Origin of the sequence: Moraxella nasibovis, from assembly GCF_029581575.1 — a bacterium.
GTDB lineage: Bacteria > Pseudomonadota > Gammaproteobacteria > Pseudomonadales > Moraxellaceae > Moraxella > Moraxella nasibovis.
The window spans coordinates 1106746-1128075 of record NZ_CP089975.1; the positions used below are offsets into that span (position 1 = coordinate 1106746).

Below are 21330 nucleotides of genomic sequence, written 5' to 3' on the forward strand. Positions count from 1 at the left end.
CGATTTGGGGGGCGTTTTGGGTGTGATTGTCGGCATGGCAATTTCCCCCACAGCAAGATTTATTACTCATTTGCCCAAACTCTCCAATTCGTCCCAGCGTGTGAGTTTTTCTAATAACAACTCATCAATCTCGCCCAATCGTTCGCTATATTGGGTCGCCAGTGCCAAATCAGAAACAAACAATGAACCGTCCGAGAGTTTCCCATTCAGCTTGCTTTGTTCTTGTTCAAGCTCGCTGATTTCATTTGGCAAACTGTCCAACTCTCGCTGTTCTTTGTAGGAGAGTTTGCGTTTGGTATTGACTGGTTTTTCGCTTTGAGGTTGGGCTGATGATTGGGCGAATGATGATTCGACCTTACTGGGCTGAGCTTTGTTTTTAGGTTCGGTTTTGGGTTTTGGTGCGTCTTTTTCGGCTCGCTGTTTTTGCACCAAATAATCTTGATAACCGCCGACATATTCGCTTATCACACCATTGCCGTCTTTGTCCGTGCCAAACACCCAAGTTTGGGTAACGACATTGTCCATAAAGGTGCGGTCGTGGCTGATGAGTAAAATTGTGCCATCAAAACCTGCAACATATTCTTCCAAAAGTTCCAAAGTCGCCATATCAAGGTCGTTGGTCGGCTCATCCAGCACCAAGACATTGGCAGGTTTGAGCAAGTTTTTGGCGAGTAGCACACGGGCTTTTTCGCCCCCTGACAAGGCTTTGACAGGCGTTCTGGCACGATTTGGCGTAAATAAAAAGTCCTGCAAATAGCCTAAAATGTGCGTTTTACGACCGCCCACTTCTACATGGTCGCTTCCTTGTCCGACATTTTCAGCAACTGATTTTTCGCCGTCTAATTGGTCTTTTAATTGGTCAAAAAAGGACACGGACAAATTCGTCCCCAGCTTGACCGTACCGCTTGTTTTGGCGCTATCATCAAGCCCTAAAATGGTGCGGATCAGGGTGGTTTTGCCCACGCCATTTTGTCCGATAATCCCCACTTTGTCGCCACGCATGAGTAAGGTGGAGAAGTTTTTTACCAAAACTTTGCCGTCATATTCTAAGGTTAAATCTTTGACTTCACAGACAATTTTGCCTGATTTTTCGGACACATTTTGGGTAAGCTGTACATTACCTACGACATCACGGCGAGCGGCTCGCTCTTCTCGCAAGGCTTTTAAGGCTCGTACTCGTCCTTCGTTGCGAGTGCGTCTGGCTTTGATGCCTTGACGAATCCACACCTCTTCTTGGGCGAGTTTTTTGTCAAATTCGGCAAAGGATTTAGCCTCGCTTTCAAGCTCCAATTCTTTTAATTCTTGATAGCGAGCGTATCCGCCCACGCCTTGACTGACATCGTAGCTTGAGAGTTTGCCACGGTCAAGCTCCACAATGCGAGTGGCAAGATTATCCACAAATTTGCGGTCGTGGGTGATGAATAGTACGGTTAAGTTTTGGCTTAATAGATAATTTTCTAACCAATCAATACTCTCCACATCAAGGTGGTTGGTCGGCTCATCAAGAAGTAGCACATCAGGTTTGACAACCAACGCCCGAGCGAGCAGGACACGGCGTTTGCGACCGCCTGACAAATCGGCAAGGCGGTCGGCAGGATTTAGCCCCATATTGTCAAGCAAAGTGCGAGCGTTTCGCTCCAAATCCCAGCCGTGCAGGGCGTCAATCTCATGTTGCAAATGAGACATATCCTCGCAGGCTTTCATGTCGCCTGCGCCACATAGATCTGACAAGGCGTGATAATCTTTTAATAGCTTAGCGACTTTTTCATCGCCACCCATCACCACATCAAGGAGCGTGCCGTCCTCGTTTGGCACATCTTGGGCGAGCATGGCGACACGCAAGCCGTCCGTCATGATAATCTCGCCATCGTCAGGATTTTGTGTGCCATCGATGAGCTTAAACAGCGTGGATTTGCCTTCGCCATTTCGCCCAATCAAGCAGACTCGCTCGCCCGAATCTAGGCTAAAATTAACGCAGTCTAAAATGGGGGAGGCGCCAAAAGCAAGGCTAAGATTTTTAAGATGAATGAGTGCCATAATTGTCGGTTCAATGATAAAATAAGAGCAATTATAGCAAACTTTTGATTTAATTTTAAATTTTGGAAAAAATAAATGACCGACACGCACGCCCAACTGATTGATTTGCAAATCAAAATCGCCTATCTTGACAACACCGTAGACGACCTAAATGCCGTCATCACCAGCCAAACCTTGCAAATCAAAGATTTACAAGACCAATTAAAGCTGATTTATCGTTATTTGCAAAATCAACACGGCAATGACGATGGCATCGCACCATTTGACTTACTGGCAGATAAGCCACCTCATTACTAAAATCAGCGTGCCAGCTCTATGATCGGCAGATGTAATTGATGAATGTGTGATAAATTGGTGAGAAAATTACTTAAATTTTTCGCAAATTTGCACTTGTGTTGTGAATAAATTTGTTTTAATATAAGCATACGCAGGTGAAAAGTACATTTGTACATTGACTTGATCATTGTTGCATCAGCCAGTTCATACAAGCCTTGCGGATTTGGCTAACTTTGGCTTTTATTGGATTGCCAAGGGCTTTTTAAGGACAAAATTGGAGAATGAATATGCGTATTTTCAATCACAAGACTTTGGCAGTCGCCATCGCTTCTGTCGGTGCCATCGGTACGGCAAATGCTGCAGGTCTTGACCGTTCTAGACAAGATGTTACGGCATTTTTGCAAGACGGTACTTATGCTGAGGCAGCCTATACCTATGTGGATGCCGACATCACAGGTACAGACACCGCAGGGCGAGCCATCAACGATGTCGCTGAGCCTTATGACTTTTTCCACTTCGGCGTCAAAGCAGACATTAACGATCGTTTTAGCGTTGGTGTACTGTATGACGAGCCATTTGCTGCGGCGGTAAAATTCGAAGGCGTGAATAGTTTTGTATCACGTGGCGCGGACGACGTTGTTACTGTATTATCTCAAGGTAGAGTTAATAGTGCTGCCGAGGCGCAAGCAGGGATTTTGCAAGCTCGTCAAGGCATTGCGCAGCTGAATGCAGCCATCGCAGCACAAACAGCTGCCGGTAATGACGCCGCTGTCCAACAATTACAAGCGCAGCTGCAAGAAGCAACTGTGCAGGAAGCCAGCCTGACTCAATTGGCAGGCGCTGCCCAATTAAGCGCTTCATCTCTTGGCACACAAAATGGTCAAGGCACCAATGTTGAGATTCGTACCAATAATGTGACCATGTTGATGGGTGCCAAATTTGGTGCAAACAAAAACTTCCAAATCTACGGCGGTCCAGCTGCTCAGCGCCTAAATGGTGAGGTGCATCTGCGTGGCGCAGCTTATCAAAATGCCACCGGCTATGACGCCAAGATCAGTACTGACACCGAGCTTGGTTGGGTGGCAGGTGTGGCGTACGCCAAGCCTGAGATCGCCCTAAAAGCGGCTTTGACTTATCGTTCTGAGATCGAGCATAACTCTACCATCGCTGAGGTTTTCCCAGCCATGGGTTTATTGGGTCGAAATCCTAATTCAACGCGTGATTTTAGCGTGACCTTGCCAGAGTCTTGGAACTTGGACTTCCAAACTGGCGTGAACCCAACCACGCTACTGACCGCCAAAGTACGCTATGTACCGTGGAGCGACTTTGACATTCGCCCACCAACCTATGGCGATGCTACTGCCCTTAGGAATAATGGTACACCATTGCCGATCGTCAGCTACGACAAAGACCAATGGTCGGCAGAAGTGGGCTTGGGTAAAAAGCTGTCTGACAAGCTGTCCATCGCAGGTAATGTCGGCTACGACAGCGGCGCAGGCAATCCTGCCACTTCACTGGGTCCTGTCAAAGGCTATTACAGCGTCGGTCTGGGTGCCAAATACAATGTGACGCCAGAGTGGTCAGTGTCTTTGGGTGGTAAATATCTGAAATTCGGTGATGCCGAGGCGCAGCTACCTACCAAAGCCATCGTCGGTAACTTTAAAGACAATGACGGCTTTATCGCAGGTCTAAAAGTCGCTTATCAAGCCAAGTAAGACTTTGATATGCTGAACAATTTGTCTTGGCGACATCGAACAAACTCCCAAGTTGATTGGGAGTTTGTTTTTTTTGTGTGGTTTGTAACGACTTGGGAAATCTGCCTAGAAAGTTGAGAAAACTGCCAAAAAGCATTATAATGAAATTTTTTTAATAAGATTTGTATTTATGAAGCCATACCTTATCGCTCCGTCTATTTTATCTGCTGATTTTGCTCGCCTTGGCGATGATGTGCAAGCCGTGCTTGATGCTGGGGCAGATGTCGTGCATTTTGATGTGATGGACAATCACTATGTGCCAAACCTTACCTTTGGGGCAGGTGTGTGCAAGGCGCTGAAAAATTACGGCATCAAAGCGCCGATTGATGTGCATTTGATGGTCTCGCCTGTGGACAGTGTGATTGAGCAGTTTATTGACGCAGGTGCAGACATCATCACTTTTCACCCAGAGGCGACCCAGCACATTGACAGAAGCTTGCAGCTTATCAAAAGTGCAGGCATTAAATGCGGCTTGGTGTTCAATCCCGCCACGCCTTTGTCGTACCTAGATTATACGATTGATACCATCGACCAGGTGCTTTTGATGAGCGTAAACCCAGGCTTTGGCGGTCAAAAATTTATTGATAAGACTCTGGATAAATTAAAAGAGGCTCGTGCCATAATTGATAAATCAGGCAGAGACATCCGCCTTGAAGTGGATGGCGGTGTTACGCCTGATAATATCCGAGCCATCGCTGAGGCGGGTGCGGATATGTTTGTGGCGGGTAGTGCGATTTTTGGTAAGCCTGACTACAAGACAGTGATTGATCAGATGCGAGCAGAGCTTGCCTTAGCAAATACAAAGGTGATCTGATGAAAGATCAAGGGCAATCATCAGAACAAAAGGCTGTGGCAAAAAGCGTCATTCCTTGGGGTGTGACGATTGGGCTTTTTTTGGCGTCATTGGTATTGAGTCTTGCAGGCTATGGCTTTCGCTTGATGGCAGGTGAGCCGATGAGCAGCGTAGTAAGCCATGCTGCCAAAGTCGTGCCATTTTTTGTATTAGGTTTACCTGCGCTGATTTGGCTTGGCAGCTTGGTATTAAACAAAACGGGCAAGGCAAACATTCACGCTCGCAATGCTTGGACCTTGGGTTGGCTACTATCCACCGTCGCCATGCTATCTATCATGGGAGTGTATAGCTGATGCTGACACGACTGATTCCTGACCGCATGGTCCCAAAGGACATTCCCAAAGGGCTGATTTTGCTACTCATTGTGGCGGTCATGTTGATTGGGCTGTCTGGTTTTCGCTTGGGCGACAACCGATGGCAGGGCTGGCTGCATGTGTTTGAAAATTGGCTGGTTTGCTTGGTGCTGATTCCTGCTTGCACGGCTCTGGTTGCCATGCCCATCAAGTACCGAGATGCCGAGTTTGATGTCAAAATGGCGTATTATCTAGGAATGTTTGTGTCGTTTTTATTCATGATGGCAAAACTTCGCTACTGGCGGTGATCGTCTGCATGGAGGGCTTTTTTAAAGCCTTGAAATTGGGCGCATCGATCTTATTATAACCATCATACCTAAAAATAAATACAAAGCTTGCGGAGTGAAGATGTTTGACAAAGCAGATGATGAATTGATTCAGCGTTTGATTGCGGAGGCTGAGGCGATGATCGAAGAAGAAATCCAAAAGCAGCTGCGTGCTGAGCAAGAGGGTGATGCCGACTCGGACGGCAAATTGATTGATCGCGTGTTTGCGCAAATGTCGGAAGATGGCGAATCCCATCCCAAAAAACGCACTCGCAGACAGCCCAAGCAAAAAGCAGCGCAAGCTGAGGCAGACAGCCACAAAGACGAAAAGGCAGCCGCCCCTAAGCGTCGTGGCAGACCAAAAAAATCAGCCCAGACAGACTCTAAGCCATCAAATTTAGAACCGATGGGCGATGATGAGTCTGCCAAACCAAAATCCCAACGCAAAAAACCATTTGCCAAGAGTCTGACCAAAGAAAAGAGGGGCGGTCAGATGGTGGTCAAAGAGGCGATTTTGGAATTCGTTGAGCGTGAAGATGGCGTGCTGAGCCTACAAGAGATGGGTAATGCAGACGAGCCGATGGTGACGATAGCATTTTCTGATCAGGTTAAAGACATGATTGGTGCAGAAGACATTCAGCTGGTGGGGCAAAGTATGATTCACGCTGCCATCGCCGCCGTCATGCAGCGTCAGATGAGCGCTTATCATGCGCATGTGCATGACGAAGTGCCGCAAAGATACAGCTGATGTTTAAGATTTGTGATTGGTGTTTAGGCTTGACGGTAAGACAGGGCGAAACATTTCGCCCTTTGTTTTTGGTCTTTTTTTGATTATTAAAAGATGTGCTGCCGATACAAAATGCGCAGATAAAGCTCATCAAGGCTTAATTGGCGTCTATCAGACCATATCTGATGGCAAGGTGCGTAAGCTTGACATCGCTGTTTACACCAAGTTTTTCAAAGATGCGATAGCGGTAGGTATTGACAGTTTTGACGCTGACGAACAGCTGATCGGCGATTTCTTGGGCGCTTTGGCAATTCACCACCATCATGGCGACTTGTTTTTCACGCTCAGACAGCGCATCAAAGGGCGAATCGCTTTGCTCACCAAGCACAGACTCAGCCAGTGCATCGGCGACATCATGACTAAAATATTTGCCGCCGCCGTGCAGTTTTTTGATGGCACGCACCATCTCATCCAGCGGCGTGCCTTTGGTGATGTAGCCATTAACCCCCGCCTTTAATAGCATTGAAGGGTAGGGCTGAGCAGATAGGCTGGACACGGCAAGCACTTTGATTTTATCGTCGATTTGCTTGATGCGGCGAGTCGCCTCAACACCGCCCACATTGGGCATGTTCACATCGAGCAGCACGACATCAGGACGGTATTGGCGGGCGAGCTGTACGGCGGTATCGCCATTATCCGCCTCGCCGATGACCTCGATGTCAGCGATACTACCGAGCATGTGTGTGATGCCCATGCGCACCAAATCGTGATCATCCACCACCAAAACTTTGATTGTCATGCCTAGCCTTATTAATGCAAATGTCTTTGGCAAGTTTAGCATAATTTTGGGCAATTACAACGGCTATGAGCAAAATATTCTAATCTTTTGTGATTTATTATTTTTTATTAAAAATCATAACAGAATTGTTACCACTTCATCACTTGTCATAATTATTTACAATATTTCAGAGATTTTGTCATCAATAGGGCGGATTTTGGTAAAAAAATGCTCACCAAGTGCGCACAAGTCGTCCCAATGTGTTAAAATACCCTTATGAAAATTGGGATATTTGAATTGGGGGATTTATTAGAATATTTAATAAATTTTAATAAAAATCTCATTCTCTTAGTTCCATATCATCCATCTGTACCCAAACTTTACCTAAAAGTGAGTGTGCCAAACATTTTGCTAGCGGTTGCTTGCCTGCAAGATGTTTGGTGCTAGTGTGGGCGAGCGGTCGCCAGAAACGCATATTTTAAGGATTTTTACATGAATTATGCTAAATTAACCAAGCGTGTCAGCACTCCGATGGCTGCCATGACCCTGCTGATGTTAGGTGCGTCGGCGCAAGCTTTCACTGTCGATCAGACCAATCAGCGCACGCTCACTCGTGCTACGCCTGCGGTGACCACCACCATCACCCAAGCACCGACGGTAGCCACCAAGACGACTGTCACACGCAGTACCCCTGCGGTGACCACCACCATCACACCGACAGCCACAGCCCGCACGACGGTACAGACCGCCCAAGTGGTGCAGCCTACCCAAAACACCCAATTTCACACTCAAAATGCCGTACAAAACTTTGGCATCATCGAGCATCAAGCGCCAATCTTTGATCAGCTGGCAGTCACCACCAATTCATCAGCGGTGGCGGTCGTCGATCTCCAAACAGGCAACCTAATCTACTCAAAAAACATCGATGCGACTCGCTCTATCGCCTCCATCAGTAAGGTGATGACGGCGATGGTCATCTTAGATGCAGGGCTTGACATGCGTGAAGAAATCACGATCATCGCATCGGACTTGGTGGGCGCTAAGAAAGCCAGTACCAATCTGCGTGCAGGCGACCGCCTAAGCCGCTCTGAGTTTACCTTGATGATGCTCATGAAATCAGAAAACCCCGCTGCTAAGGCTTTGGCTCGTACTTATCCAGGCGGCTATGACGCTTTCATCGCAGCGATGAACGCTAAGGCAGCAAGTCTGGGTATGTATCAAACTCGCTTTGCTGACTCATCAGGACTTGACCCACGCAATGTTTCCTCTGCCAACGACCTCATCAAGATGATGAAGGCGGTGAATGCCGACCCACGCTACCAACTGGTGCGCACTTTCTCAACAGCGCCAAGCTATGATTTTTATATCGCCAATTACAATACCGGCAATCGCACTTACAAGGCAAACAACACCAGCATGCTCGTGCGTTCAGGCGAACATCCGATTGGCGTGTCTAAGACAGGATTTATCCGTGAGGCGGGCTACTGCGTCGTCATGGAGACGCATGTCAATAACAAGCCTGCGGTGATTGTCCTGTTGGGTGCAGGTGCGTCTCAGACCCGCTGGAACGACGCTAGAAATATCTTGACAGAATTGGCTTATCGCCGCTGATTGTCATTTTCTCTTAGCATCTTTTTAGCATATTTTGAGCCTAAAAACACCGCTTTACCCAAAGTGGTGTTTTTTTGTGGGCGATATTTTTGAGTGATGGTTTTTTGGGTGACGGTTTTTTGAGCGATAATGCAGCTTGATGAAATATGACTTGATGCATGGCTAAACTTGCGGCTTGTGCGTTGTTTTGGCAGGTGCGATGGGTTATAATGGGTTTATTTTTTGTCTGGCATGACGAAAGCTGGCACAATGATGGATTTTGTGCGGTTTTTGTTTTGTTGGCGTGTTGGATGATTTATTTGCCTTATGACACATTCCACCCCCAAACTCTACCTACTCACTAACGACGACGAAATCTCCACGCTCATCGATAAGCTTGAGCGGGCTTTGGACACAGGCGCAGTTTCACTGTTGCAGATTCGCCGTAAAGCCACACTCAAACAGTACGACCTTGCCACGGTTTATCAAGAGGCGGAGCTGTTGGTCAGCCTTGCGGACAAATATGATGTCGATGTGGTGATGAACGACGATTTGGAGTTAGCGTCGCATTTTTGCACGGGTGTGCATCTGGGGCAGCGAGATGGTAGCGTGGCGGTGGCAAGACAGCTGCTTGGCGACGAAGTGGTCATTGGGCGCACCTGTCATGCCGACATTGCGTTATTTAAGCAAGCCAAAAAAGAAGGTGCAAGCTATGGCGCGATGGGGACGGCGTTTGCTTCTTTGACCAAGCCCAGAGCAGGCATCGTGCCTATGCCAACCCTACAAAAAACCGCAAAAGTCGATTTGCCGCTGTGCGTGATCGGCGGCATCGCACTGGATAATGTCTATCAGCTGCGTGATGGGCTTGGTGATACGCCACTTGAATACATCGCCGTCACCGCAGACATCATGTCGCACAGCAGTGAGACCATCGCCGCCAAATGCCGAGCGTGGCAACTCAAACTACAAAACTGGTGATAAAACTGGTGCAAACCCAAACCACTGATTTATGTGAATTTATGAACAGCATTGACATCAACCACCCCTTACATAAGCCCAATTTCACCACGCATTTTCAAAATACCGACGACGCAAGCTTTGCGCTGTGGCTAAGTATTCTTACCAAAAGCCACTTGCCCTTGACCTTGGTGGTGTGTCACAGTCAGGCGCAAGTGCAGCGCTTGGAGCATGAGCTGGATTTTTTTGGGACGCAGGTACATAGTTTTAGTGATTATGAGACTTTGGTCTATGAAAATCTGTCCGTGCAGCAAGACATCATCTCAGAGCGCATTGACTTACTTACCCATCTGCCCAACTCTGGGGTGCTGCTGGTGGCGGTGCAGACTTTGATGCAGCGCATCGCACCGCCAAGCTATCTGCTGGGGCGTTTTTTTGATTTAAATGTCGGTGATGACTTCGACCTGTCAGAGCAGCGGCAACGACTTGCCAAGGCAGGCTATGAGATGGTGGAGAATGTCTATGCTGCGGGCGAGTTTGCGGTGCGAGGCAGTATCGTGGATATTTTTGCGGTGGGGCAGGTGTTGCCGTTTCGTTTGGAATTGTTTGACAACGAGATTGAGTCGATTAAGTTTTTCAATCCTGAGACCCAGCGCACCGTCAGCGAGGATGATCTGACAAAGCTTAGACAAAGCGATGCTTTTGATGCCAAAGCGGTGCCAAAGTCGCCGACAGTAAGCCAGTTTCGCTTGTTGCCTGCCCGAGAGTTTGATTTGGATGACACGCAGACTTTCCGCCAAAATTTCGCCAGTCTGTTTCCAGACACATCCGCTCGCAAATTTGAGCTTTATAATGAGGTGATGACAGGCATCAGTCCGTCTGGGGTGGAGTATTATGCGCCGCTGTTTTTTGATCTTGATGAATGGCGAAATTTTGGTTCGTTGTTTGAGTATTTGCCTGCCGACACACTCATCGTCCATGATGATGAGCTGATGCGACATCATGATGAATTTTGGGAGCAGGTGACGGCTCGGCATCATTCTCGTGCTTTTGATAAAGATGCGCCCATCGTGATGCCAGAGCTTTTGTATTTGCCCAGCAATGAATTTTTTGGCAAACTAAAAACCTACCCCAAAGTGGTGCTGACCAATAAAGACAAGGCGCTGCCGCTGTTTGAAAATTTTACCTTAAAAAGCATGCCAAGCCTACCGATCAATCATCAAAAAGAAGAGCCGCTGGGGGAGTTTTTGGCATTCGTCGCCGCCTGTGATGAGCCGGTGCTGCTTGCTTGCGAGAGCGCTGGTCGCCGTGAGATTATTTTGGAGCTATTAAAAGGCAAATTAAACTGCCTAACGGTGGCGACTTTTGATGAATTTTTACAAAAATTGCCCATGCTGTCTGGCACCCCAGATGCGTCAGGCGGACAGATTGCCATCACCACAGCGCCGATAGAGCAAGGGCTTTGGGCGGTGGGTGAGGGCGGCTTTTGTGTGATCAGTGAGATGCAAATCTTTGGTCGGCAAATCACCCAAAGTCGTAAAAAACGCCAAAACGCCTTATCGCAAGCCTTTTTGATCAAGTCGGTGAGCGAGATGAGCGAAGGGTCGCTTGTGGTGCATCTGACTTATGGCATTGGGCGATATGTGGGACTTGTGGTGCTGGATGTGGGCGACGGTGAGCAGGAATTTATCCACATCAAATACGCCGATGATGCCAATGTCTATGTGCCAATCACCAATCTTGCGCTGATCGGTCGTTATAGCGGCACAGATTCTGAGGCGGTGCAATTATCAAAAATCGGCTCGGGCAAATGGGATAAAGCTCGCCAAAAAACCCTGACCGACATTTATGATGTGGCGGCGGAGCTTTTGAATGTGCAAGCCAGACGAAACGCCAAAGAAGGCATTAGCTTTGAGATTGACTTGGCTGCCTACGAGCTGTTTGCCAGCGGCTTTGAATATGAAGAGACCATCGATCAGCGTGCCGCCATCGATGCGGTGATGTTTGATATGAAACAGTCCAAGCCCATGGATCGCTTGATTTGTGGCGATGTTGGCTTTGGTAAGACGGAAGTGGCGATGCGGGCGGCTTTTATCGCTGTGCAGGCAGGCTATCAGGTGGCGGTACTGGTGCCTACGACGCTTTTGGCAGGGCAGCATGAAGACAGCTTTAAAGATCGTTTTGCCGACTGGCCGATTAAGATTGAAAGCCTATCCAGATTTGTCAGTAAAAAATCCCAAGATCAAGTGCTGTCTGACCTATCAGAAGGCAAGGTGGACATCGTCATCGGCACGCACAGACTGCTGCAAGACGATGTCAAATTTAAAAACTTAGGCTTGATGATCATCGATGAAGAGCACCGTTTTGGCGTGCGGCACAAAGAAAAAATCAAAGCCATGCAGGCAGATGTCGATACGCTCACCATGACCGCAACGCCCATTCCAAGAACGCTGAACATGGCGCTATCAGGCATGCAAGACATCTCTGTCATCGCCACACCGCCGGCGCGCCGCCTTGCCATCAAGACTTTTGTCGCCGAAAAAAGTGACCAGACTACTAAAGATGCGGTTTTGCGTGAGATTTTGCGTGGTGGGCAGGTGTATTATTTGCATAATGATGTGGCAAGCATTGATGCGGCAGCTGAGAGCCTGAGCGAGCTCATTCCTGAGGTGCGTGTGGGTGTGGCACACGGACAGATGAATGAAAAAGAGCTGTATGCGGTGATGAGTGATTTTTATCACAAAAAAACCAATGTCTTGGTCGCAAGCACCATCATCGAGACGGGCATTGATGTGCCAAATGCCAATACAATCATCATCAATCGTGCTGATAAGTTTGGTCTGGCACAGCTGCATCAGCTGCGTGGTCGAGTTGGGCGTAGCCACCATCAGGCGTACTGCTATCTGTTTGTGCCATCCATCAAAGCTCTTAGCAGCGATGCCAAAAAACGCCTTGATGCCATCAGCCGTGCCAATACACTGGGTGCAGGCTTTATGCTGGCATCTGAGGACTTGGAAATCCGTGGGGCGGGTGAGATATTGGGCAAAGAGCAGTCGGGCAACATGCAGACCATCGGCTTTGGGCTGTATATGGACATGCTTGAGCGTGCCACCAAGGCCATCAAATCTGGCAAAACGCCAAGTCTTGCCACGCCGCTGGATCTGGTGAGCGACATCAACATTCATGCCAGCGCACTCATTCCTAGCGACTATCTGGCGGATGTGCATGAGCGACTTTTGTTTTATAAACGCATCGCCAACACTCAGACCACCGATGAGCTAAGCGACCTAAAATCTGAGATGATTGACCGCTTTGGCACCATGCCAGAGGCGCTGGCAAATTTGTTTTTGGTACATAAAATGCGAATACAAAGTATGGATATTGGCATTACAAAAATTGATGTCACAGCGCACGCACTGAGCTTGGAGTTTAAACCTGACACATCGGTTGATGGTCTTGCCATCATCAAGCTCATTCAAAGCGATGATGGCTATCGCATGAATGGCGCCACGGGTCTAAAATACACCTTTAAAAACGAAAAAGATGTCGCAGGGTGGGTCAATGCCGTCTTTGAGCTTTTGAATTATTTTCAAAGTCATGTCATTGAGGCTGAGCATAATGACAATGAACCCGACCTTGAATAACTGTATCGCATTGGCAGATTTTATGATACAATAACGCAATTTTGACGACGCTTCAACGGATAATAAAGAGAAAAAGCAATGTTTCAATTACACCCAACTTTGGCAAAAGATACTTTCTTGGTGGGGGATTTCCCATTGTCCACCGTGCGCCTAATGAATGATTGCCAGTTTCCTTGGCTGATTTTGGTGCCACGAGTTTCAGGCGTCAAAGAGATTTATGAGTTGAGCCAAGCCGATCAGGTGCAGTTTTTAAGAGAGTCTAGCTGGGTATCCAGCCAGATGGCCAAGATTTTTGGGGCGGACAAAATGAATGTCGCCGCCTTGGGCAACCAAGTGCCGCAGCTGCATTTTCATCACATCGTCCGCTATCAGAATGACGCCAAGTGGCCAAATCCTGTCTGGGGTTCGCCTGCCATTCCTTATACCGCTGAAGTCTTGCAACACATGCAGCAGACGCTGATGATGGCGCTGCGTGGTCATCATGAGATGCCTTTTGATTGGAAAATGGCTGTATAATCTAAGCTATTGATTTTTAAAGTTTTTTTAATGTCAATAATAAATATCTTGCCATATTTTACTACTAAAAAGCCCACGGTAAAACTGAAGGGCTTTTTTAAGTTCAAATCATTTTCTTTATATATTAGCAAATTATAGAATAATGTGGAATAATCATGAACTGTCGTGGCAATAAACATTATTTAACATAATATACATTATGCGAAGTATAACTAATCGGATTTATGAATAAATCAAATCTTGAATATCTTTACCGCTAAAATCTTCCAAGCCAAATTCATCACAATTTACCACCAAATCACATTCTTGATTTTGATAAACAGTAAAACCAATAACCTTGCCTGTGATTTGTTGTTTGCCGAGCTCGCAAACTGTATTAAATTGAACATTCTTACCTAGTAAAGCATTTAATTGATTTAATGTGAAATTCATGATTTAACTTCCTTTTTGTTAAATTGAATCTCTTTAATGACAAAGCTAGCTGTTTTGCCATTACTTTCAAACAAGCCCTTACAACTGGCTTGATATACTTGACCTGGCTGGATAAAGCCAAACTCATCAATGTAATTGCTTGGTTTGTCATACTTAAAAGATTGACCAACCGAGCCATAACCACCTTTATTGTCAGCTAATGCAATGATTTTAATGTGATTGTAAACCGTGCCATCATCAGCCGTAAAATTCAAAGCAGACGCACCAATAACATTTACATCCATAGACACAAGCATGATTTCAACTCCTTATTGAATAATGAAATATTTTTCACTCAGGCACGATTAAGCAACCAATGGCATTTGATATTTACTGATTGGCTCTACATAGTCATCTGGCACTTGCTTATCAAAGTCAATGTGTATCAAACGCACAAATGGAATGACATTTGATGGCTCATTGTGTAGGTTTTGCAGATAGGCTTTTGATAGACCGCAGTCAATTAAAATTTTTAAATTTAAATGAAATGTAGATTTCGATGAATTTTGTTTTGTTTTCTCAAAACCATCATTCTTTAGACGGATATAAAATTGATAAGCATTATTAGCCTTTGTGTAACTAACAACACCCTTTTTGTTTACGGTAAATAATTTGGATTTTAATAAGTCTAAAACTTTATCATCATCATTTAATGTCATATTTTCACCTTGAAGAGCATTTAAAATTGGACTAAACGCAACGCCCCACATATTTTGCAGTAAGCCATATTGCGTCTTTTGTAGATGGATTAGCTCAAACAGATTACTTGGATAATTGTTCTTGGATAGATAAGTTTTACAAATACGAGCTTCAAAGCGTAATTTTGCATTGGCAAAGTCTTTGGCTTTAAATAAAGCATTTAACTTGGCTAATGCTTGATTATCTTTACCAGCTTGTTTTTGCAGTTGTTTAATTTGATTTTCTACCTCCTCGTATTTGCCGTAAACTTTACGCCCAATATATCGGCTGTTTTGTGTACCCCAGCGAACATAGTTATTATAGCGTAAGTTTTGGGCTTTGGCATGACCGCTTGAAATGTTCGCAAGATATTCAAGAACTGGTTTAACAAGATTTTGATGTGGCAGACTTGCCATGTAAGTAATGTCTAAATGCAGAACCTCGGTTTTAGCAAAGTCTAAATATGCACACAAATCAGGAAAGGCATCAATGAGCATACCAAGCATTTGCACCGCACCAAGTTCTATGCTTTCAAAGCCATAGACATTATGACCTTGTAGTAATTTTAATGGACTGGCTTTTAATTCGACATACGGCAAACAATTTATACCTTTGTCGTAAAACTTTACAGCCATATCTGAATAATCAGAACCAAGCGTATCATAAGGAGCATACAAGTCTTGTGCTTTAGGCTTGCCATCATCGCCCAGCGTAACCACCCTAGCCCCACAATTCAAACCCAGTTTAAGCAAGTCCCCTTCAAAATAAAAATTCCCCTGTCCACACTCGACAGCGTAGATAGGAAATACTGGGACGGCTAAACGAAGATGGTCAAGCATTGAATTATAAAAGTAGAAAAGTAGAAATAAAGATAATTCTACAAAAATTACTTTTAGAAGTAAATAGATTTGGAAAAATAATTTATAATAATTACAAATCAAATTCAAGGCAAAATCATGCAATCTTTTAAATTAACTAAGGCAGAAGAAGAAGCCCTATATAAAAAATCCATTGCAGTTAATATTGAGCTTCTAAAATTCGGTAAAACACCCTTACCAGAATCAAAAATTTTACATGAGATATTAAAACAAACCCTACTGACTGGCGATGTAGAATTAACAAGAACGGGTGAAATTCGAGTATTAAGCCAAAATGAGATTTCCAGCAAATTTGACAATTAAGTGCAAAAATTCCTAAATTTAGGACTCAGGCACACCATTAGATAGCGGTGTGCGGTTTTTGTGTTCGCCAGCGTCGTTAGCACCGCCCGCCCTGCTCACACAAAAACCGCCTTATTTGTAATTACAAAGTAAATATAAATAAACTACATTAAATTTGCAAAAAAATAAATCAAGCACAAACCCCAAAGCAAAGGCGGATTAAATTTGCCTTAATGGATTGGCATTTAATCCGCCTTGCTTGGGGTTGTGGTGTATAGTTATACATCGCATAATGCAGATTATGCAGCCGCAAGCGGTAAAAATACCCCATGCTAAAAAAATGATAGCATGGGGCATTTTTAGCATAATCTTAACTTACATTATGCGAAGTATAACTAATCGGATTTATGAATAAATCAAATCTTGAATATCTTTACCGCTAAAATCTTCCAAGCCAAATTCATCACAATTTACCACCAAATCACATTCTTGATTTTGATAAACAGTAAAACCAATAACCTTGCCTGTGATTTGTTGTTTGCCGAGCTCGCAAACTGTATTAAATTGAACATTCTTACCTAGTAAAGCATTTAATTGATTTAATGTGAAATTCATGATTTAACTTCCTTTTTGTTAAATTGAATCTCTTTAATGACAAAGCTAGCTGTTTTGCCATTACTTTCAAACAAGCCCTTACAACTGGCTTGATATACTTGACCTGGCTGGATAAAGCCAAACTCATCAATGTAATTGCTTGGTTTGTCATACTTAAAAGATTGACCAACCGAGCCATAACCACCTTTATTGTCAGCTAATGCAATGATTTTAATGTGATTGTAAACCGTGCCATCATCAGCCGTAAAATTCAAAGCAGACGCACCAATAACATTTACATCCATAGACACAAGCATGATTTCAACTCCTTATTGAATAATGAAATATTTTTCACTCAGGCACGATTAAGCAACCAATGGCATTTGATATTTACTGATTGGCTCTACATAGTCATCTGGCACTTGCTTATCAAAGTCAATGTGTATCAAACGCACAAATGGAATGACATTTGATGGCTCATTGTGTAGGTTTTGCAGATAGGCTTTTGATAGACCGCAGTCAATTAAAATTTTTAAATTTAAATGAAATGTAGATTTCGATGAATTTTGTTTTGTTTTCTCAAAACCATCATTCTTTAGACGGATATAAAATTGATAAGCATTATTAGCCTTTGTGTAACTAACAACACCCTTTTTGTTTACGGTAAATAATTTGGATTTTAATAAGTCTAAAACTTTATCATCATCATTTAATGTCATATTTTCACCTTGAAGAGCATTTAAAATTGGACTAAACGCAACGCCCCACATATTTTGCAGTAAGCCATATTGCGTCTTTTGTAGATGGATTAGCTCAAACAGATTACTTGGATAATTGTTCTTGGATAGATAAGTTTTACAAATACGAGCTTCAAAGCGTAATTTTGCATTGGCAAAGTCTTTGGCTTTAAATAAAGCATTTAACTTGGCTAATGCTTGATTATCTTTACCAGCTTGTTTTTGCAGTTGTTTAATTTGATTTTCTACCTCCTCGTATTTGCCGTAAACTTTACGCCCAATATATCGGCTGTTTTGTGTACCCCAGCGAACATAGTTATTATAGCGTAAGTTTTGGGCTTTGGCATGACCGCTTGAAATGTTCGCAAGATATTCAAGAACTGGTTTAACAAGATTTTGATGTGGCAGACTTGCCATGTAAGTAATGTCTAAATGCAGAACCTCGGTTTTAGCAAAGTCTAAATATGCACACAAATCAGGAAAGGCATCAATGAGCATACCAAGCATTTGCACCGCACCAAGTTCTATGCTTTCAAAGCCATAGACATTATGACCTTGTAGTAATTTTAATGGACTGGCTTTTAATTCGACATACGGCAAACAATTTATACCTTTGTCGTAAAACTTTACAGCCATATCTGAATAATCAGAACCAAGCGTATCATAAGGAGCATACAAGTCTTGTGCTTTAGGCTTGCCATCATCGCCCAGCGTAACCACCCTAGCCCCACAATTCAAACCCAGTTTAAGCAAGTCCCCTTCAAAATAAAAATTCCCCTGTCCACACTCGACAGCGTAGATAGGAAATACTGGGACGGCTAAACGAAGATGGTCAAGCATTGAATTATAAAAGTAGAAAAGTAGAAATAAAGATAATTCTACAAAAATTACTTTTAGAAGTAAATAGATTTGGAAAAATAATTTATAATAATTACAAATCAAATTCAAGGCAAAATCATGCAATCTTTTAAATTAACTAAGGCAGAAGAAGAAGCCCTATATAAAAAATCCATTGCAGTTAATATTGAGCTTCTAAAATTCGGTAAAACACCCTTACCAGAATCAAAAATTTTACATGAGATATTAAAACAAACCCTACTGACTGGCGATGTAGAATTAACAAGAACGGGTGAAATTCGAGTATTAAGCCAAAATGAGATTTCCAGCAAATTTGACAATTAAGTGCAAAAATTCCTAAATTTAGGACTCAGGCACACCATTAGATAGCGGTGTGCGGTTTTTGTGTTCGCCAGCGTCGTTAGCACCGCCCGCCCTGCTCACACAAAAACCGCCTTATTTGTAATTACAAAGTAAATATAAATAAACTACATTAAATTTGCAAAAAAATAAATCAAGCACAAACCCCAAAGCAAAGGCGGATTAAATTTGCCTTAATGGATTGGCATTTAATCCGCCTTGCTTGGGGTTGTGGTGTATAGTTATACATCGCATAATGCAGATTATGCAGCCGCAAGCGGTAAAAATACCCCATGCTAAAAAAATGATAGCATGGGGCATTTTTAGCATAATCTTAACTTACATTATGCGAAGTATAACTAATCGGATTTATGAATAAATCAAATCTTGAATATCTTTACCGCTAAAATCTTCCAAGCCAAATTCATCACAATTTACCACCAAATCACATTCTTGATTTTGATAAACAGTAAAACCAATAACCTTGCCTGTGATTTGTTGTTTGCCGAGCTCGCAAACTGTATTAAATTGAACATTCTTACCTAGTAAAGCATTTAATTGATTTAATGTGAAATTCATGATTTAACTTCCTTTTTGTTAAATTGAATCTCTTTAATGACAAAGCTAGCTGTTTTGCCATTACTTTCAAACAAGCCCTTACAACTGGCTTGATATACTTGACCTGGCTGGATAAAGCCAAACTCATCAATGTAATTGCTTGGTTTGTCATACTTAAAAGATTGACCAACCGAGCCATAACCACCTTTATTGTCAGCTAATGCAATGATTTTAATGTGATTGTAAACCGTGCCATCATCAGCCGTAAAATTCAAAGCAGACGCACCAATAACATTTACATCCATAGACACAAGCATGATTTCAACTCCTTATTGAATAATGAAATATTTTTCACTCAGGCACGATTAAGCAACCAATGGCATTTGATATTTACTGATTGGCTCTACATAGTCATCTGGCACTTGCTTATCAAAGTCAATGTGTATCAAACGCACAAATGGAATGACATTTGATGGCTCATTGTGTAGGTTTTGCAGATAGGCTTTTGATAGACCGCAGTCAATTAAAATTTTTAAATTTAAATGAAATGTAGATTTCGATGAATTTTGTTTTGTTTTCTCAAAACCATCATTCTTTAGACGGATATAAAATTGATAAGCATTATTAGCCTTTGTGTAACTAACAACACCCTTTTTGTTTACGGTAAATAATTTGGATTTTAATAAGTCTAAAACTTTATCATCATCATTTAATGTCATATTTTCACCTTGAAGAGCATTTAAAATTGGACTAAACGCAACGCCCCACATATTTTGCAGTAAGCCATATTGCGTCTTTTGTAGATGGATTAGCTCAAACAGATTACTTGGATAATTGTTCTTGGATAGATAAGTTTTACAAATACGAGCTTCAAAGCGTAATTTTGCATTGGCAAAGTCTTTGGCTTTAAATAAAGCATTTAACTTGGCTAATGCTTGATTATCTTTACCAGCTTGTTTTTGCAGTTGTTTAATTTGATTTTCTACCTCCTCGTATTTGCCGTAAACTTTACGCCCAATATATCGGCTGTTTTGTGTACCCCAGCGAACATAGTTATTATAGCGTAAGTTTTGGGCTTTGGCATGACCGCTTGAAATGTTCGCAAGATATTCAAGAACTGGTTTAACAAGATTTTGATGTGGCAGACTTGCCATGTAAGTAATGTCTAAATGCAGAACCTCGGTTTTAGCAAAGTCTAAATATGCACACAAATCAGGAAAGGCATCAATGAGCATACCAAGCATTTGCACCGCACCAAGTTCTATGCTTTCAAAGCCATAGACATTATGACCTTGTAGTAATTTTAATGGACTGGCTTTTAATTCGACATACGGCAAACAATTTATACCTTTGTCGTAAAACTTTACAGCCATATCTGAATAATCAGAACCAAGCGTATCATAAGGAGCATACAAGTCTTGTGCTTTAGGCTTGCCATCATCGCCCAGCGTAACCACCCTAGCCCCACAATTCAAACCCAGTTTAAGCAAGTCCCCTTCAAAATAAAAATTCCCCTGTCCACACTCGACAGCGTAGATAGGAAATACTGGGACGGCTAAACGAAGATGGTCAAGCATTGAATTATAAAAGTAGAAAAGTAGAAATAAAGATAATTCTACAAAAATTACTTTTAGAAGTAAATAGATTTGGAAAAATAATTTATAATAATTACAAATCAAATTCAAGGCAAAATCATGCAATCTTTTAAATTAACTAAGGCAGAAGAAGAAGCCCTATATAAAAAATCCATTGCAGTTAATATTGAGCTTCTAAAATTCGGTAAAACACCCTTACCAGAATCAAAAATTTTACATGAGATATTAAAACAAACCCTACTGACTGGCGATGTAGAATTAACAAGAACGGGTGAAATTCGAGTATTAAGCCAAAATGAGATTTCCAGCAAATTTGACAATTAAGTGCAAAAATTCCTAAATTTAGGACTCAGGCACACCATTAGATAGCGGTGTGCGGTTTTTGTGTTCGCCAGCGTCGTTAGCACCGCCCGCCCTGCTCACACAAAAACCGCCTTATTTGTAATTACAAAGTAAATATAAATAAACTACATTAAATTTGCAAAAAAATAAATCAAGCACAAACCCCAAAGCAAAGGCGGATTAAATTTGCCTTAATGGATTGGCATTTAATCCGCCTTGCTTGGGGTTGTGGTGTATAGTTATACAT

General features: G+C 43.1%; 24 protein-coding genes. 13 read left to right on the top strand and 11 right to left on the bottom strand.

The features are described 5' to 3' along the window. Window positions 1-66: 66 nt before the first annotated feature. Window positions 67-2037 carry an ATP-binding cassette domain-containing protein gene (locus tag LU290_RS05320; RefSeq protein ID WP_277809505.1) on the bottom strand — a complete coding sequence of 657 codons (1971 nt, stop codon included), beginning with the start codon at window positions 2035-2037 and terminating at the stop codon, window positions 67-69. Between the two features lie 75 nt (window positions 2038-2112). On the opposite strand from LU290_RS05320, the gene LU290_RS05325 reads away from it, so the two are divergent. The 6 genes from LU290_RS05325 (at window position 2113) to LU290_RS05350 (ending at window position 6287) form a co-directional block, all read left to right on the top strand. Next, window positions 2113-2334, top strand: coding sequence for a SlyX family protein (locus tag LU290_RS05325; RefSeq protein WP_277809506.1), 222 nt, complete (start codon window positions 2113-2115; stop codon window positions 2332-2334). A gap of 266 nt (window positions 2335-2600) precedes the next feature. Further along, window positions 2601-4028 carry an outer membrane protein transport protein gene (locus LU290_RS05330; protein WP_370688547.1) on the top strand — a complete coding sequence of 476 codons (1428 nt, stop codon included), beginning with the start codon at window positions 2601-2603 and terminating at the stop codon, window positions 4026-4028. Between the two features lie 169 nt (window positions 4029-4197). Further along, on the top strand, window positions 4198-4881 hold the full coding sequence (gene rpe / locus LU290_RS05335; RefSeq protein ID WP_277809508.1) for a ribulose-phosphate 3-epimerase: 684 nt from the start codon (window positions 4198-4200) through the stop codon (window positions 4879-4881). After that, the gene (locus tag LU290_RS05340) at window positions 4881-5213 is read left to right on the top strand and encodes a hypothetical protein (protein ID WP_277809509.1); all 333 of its coding nucleotides are present in this window, start codon (window positions 4881-4883) and stop codon (window positions 5211-5213) included. Before rpe ends, LU290_RS05340 begins: the two co-directional genes overlap by 1 nt. Then, window positions 5213-5521, top strand: a complete 309-nt coding sequence (locus LU290_RS05345) for a hypothetical protein (protein WP_277809510.1) — start codon at window positions 5213-5215, stop codon at window positions 5519-5521. Before LU290_RS05340 ends, LU290_RS05345 begins: the two co-directional genes overlap by 1 nt. Before the next feature lie 100 nt (window positions 5522-5621). Then, a complete protein-coding gene (locus LU290_RS05350) occupies window positions 5622-6287 on the top strand; it encodes a hypothetical protein (protein WP_277809511.1) in 666 nt (221 codons plus the stop codon). Between the two features lie 136 nt (window positions 6288-6423). Here the strand turns inward: LU290_RS05350 and LU290_RS05355 are convergent, their stop codons facing one another. Next, window positions 6424-7065: a response regulator gene (locus LU290_RS05355; protein ID WP_277809512.1), complete on the bottom strand. Its 642-nt coding sequence runs from the start codon at window positions 7063-7065 to the stop codon at window positions 6424-6426. Between the two features lie 471 nt (window positions 7066-7536). Here LU290_RS05355 and LU290_RS05360 point away from each other — a divergent pair, with 471 nt between their 5' ends. The 4 genes from LU290_RS05360 to LU290_RS05375 all read left to right on the top strand — a co-directional run bounded on the left by LU290_RS05360 (window position 7537) and on the right by LU290_RS05375 (window position 13751). After that, window positions 7537-8655: a D-alanyl-D-alanine carboxypeptidase family protein gene (locus tag LU290_RS05360; protein ID WP_370688519.1), complete on the top strand. Its 1119-nt coding sequence runs from the start codon at window positions 7537-7539 to the stop codon at window positions 8653-8655. 306 nt (window positions 8656-8961) lie between these two features. Continuing rightward, window positions 8962-9612, top strand: coding sequence for a thiamine phosphate synthase (locus tag LU290_RS05365; protein WP_277807604.1), 651 nt, complete (start codon window positions 8962-8964; stop codon window positions 9610-9612). 41 nt (window positions 9613-9653) lie between these two features. Next, window positions 9654-13235 (top strand): transcription-repair coupling factor, encoded by a 3582-nt coding sequence (mfd, locus tag LU290_RS05370; protein ID WP_277807605.1) that lies wholly within the window; start codon window positions 9654-9656, stop codon window positions 13233-13235. Between the two features lie 78 nt (window positions 13236-13313). After that, window positions 13314-13751 (top strand): HIT domain-containing protein, encoded by a 438-nt coding sequence (locus LU290_RS05375; RefSeq protein WP_277807606.1) that lies wholly within the window; start codon window positions 13314-13316, stop codon window positions 13749-13751. Window positions 13752-13973: 222 nt separating this feature from the next. On the opposite strand, the gene LU290_RS05380 is transcribed toward LU290_RS05375, so the two are convergent. Genes LU290_RS05380 through LU290_RS05390 form a run of 3 tightly spaced genes read right to left on the bottom strand, consistent with a single transcriptional unit; the run spans window position 13974 to window position 15739 of the window. Further along, on the bottom strand, window positions 13974-14183 hold the full coding sequence (locus LU290_RS05380) for a hypothetical protein (protein WP_277807607.1): 210 nt from the start codon (window positions 14181-14183) through the stop codon (window positions 13974-13976). Then, entirely contained in the window at window positions 14180-14479 is a 300-nt protein-coding gene (locus LU290_RS05385; protein WP_277807608.1) for a hypothetical protein, read from the bottom strand. Before LU290_RS05385 ends, LU290_RS05380 begins: the two co-directional genes overlap by 4 nt. Window positions 14480-14527: 48 nt before the next feature. Further along, on the bottom strand, window positions 14528-15739 hold the full coding sequence (locus LU290_RS05390; protein ID WP_277809563.1) for a phage/plasmid replication protein, II/X family: 1212 nt from the start codon (window positions 15737-15739) through the stop codon (window positions 14528-14530). A 117-nt stretch (window positions 15740-15856) separates the two neighbouring features. Here LU290_RS05390 and LU290_RS05395 point away from each other — a divergent pair, with 117 nt between their 5' ends. Next, entirely contained in the window at window positions 15857-16081 is a 225-nt protein-coding gene (locus LU290_RS05395; RefSeq protein ID WP_277807609.1) for a hypothetical protein, read from the top strand. 384 nt (window positions 16082-16465) lie between these two features. On the opposite strand, the gene LU290_RS05400 is transcribed toward LU290_RS05395, so the two are convergent. Genes LU290_RS05400 through LU290_RS05410 form a run of 3 tightly spaced genes read right to left on the bottom strand, consistent with a single transcriptional unit; the run spans window position 16466 to window position 18231 of the window. Continuing rightward, a complete protein-coding gene (locus LU290_RS05400; RefSeq protein ID WP_277807607.1) occupies window positions 16466-16675 on the bottom strand; it encodes a hypothetical protein in 210 nt (69 codons plus the stop codon). Then, window positions 16672-16971, bottom strand: coding sequence for a hypothetical protein (locus LU290_RS05405; protein ID WP_277807608.1), 300 nt, complete (start codon window positions 16969-16971; stop codon window positions 16672-16674). The genes LU290_RS05400 and LU290_RS05405 overlap by 4 nt, the downstream gene beginning before the upstream one ends. Window positions 16972-17019: 48 nt before the next feature. Then, on the bottom strand, window positions 17020-18231 hold the full coding sequence (locus tag LU290_RS05410; RefSeq protein ID WP_277809563.1) for a phage/plasmid replication protein, II/X family: 1212 nt from the start codon (window positions 18229-18231) through the stop codon (window positions 17020-17022). A gap of 117 nt (window positions 18232-18348) precedes the next feature. Here LU290_RS05410 and LU290_RS05415 point away from each other — a divergent pair, with 117 nt between their 5' ends. Further along, window positions 18349-18573 (top strand): hypothetical protein, encoded by a 225-nt coding sequence (locus LU290_RS05415; RefSeq protein ID WP_277807609.1) that lies wholly within the window; start codon window positions 18349-18351, stop codon window positions 18571-18573. Between the two features lie 384 nt (window positions 18574-18957). Here LU290_RS05415 and LU290_RS05420 read toward each other — a convergent pair whose 3' ends face one another. From LU290_RS05420 to LU290_RS05430, 3 genes are read right to left on the bottom strand one after another with little or no spacing between them, the layout of a single operon-like run. Continuing rightward, the gene (locus LU290_RS05420; RefSeq protein ID WP_277807607.1) at window positions 18958-19167 is read right to left on the bottom strand and encodes a hypothetical protein; all 210 of its coding nucleotides are present in this window, start codon (window positions 19165-19167) and stop codon (window positions 18958-18960) included. After that, window positions 19164-19463, bottom strand: coding sequence for a hypothetical protein (locus LU290_RS05425; RefSeq protein ID WP_277807608.1), 300 nt, complete (start codon window positions 19461-19463; stop codon window positions 19164-19166). The genes LU290_RS05420 and LU290_RS05425 overlap by 4 nt, the downstream gene beginning before the upstream one ends. Before the next feature lie 48 nt (window positions 19464-19511). Beyond that, the gene (locus tag LU290_RS05430; protein ID WP_277809563.1) at window positions 19512-20723 is read right to left on the bottom strand and encodes a phage/plasmid replication protein, II/X family; all 1212 of its coding nucleotides are present in this window, start codon (window positions 20721-20723) and stop codon (window positions 19512-19514) included. A 117-nt stretch (window positions 20724-20840) separates the two neighbouring features. Between LU290_RS05430 and LU290_RS05435 the strand changes: the two genes are divergently transcribed. Further along, window positions 20841-21065, top strand: coding sequence for a hypothetical protein (locus tag LU290_RS05435; RefSeq protein WP_277807609.1), 225 nt, complete (start codon window positions 20841-20843; stop codon window positions 21063-21065). The last annotated feature ends 265 nt before the right edge of the window (window positions 21066-21330 follow it).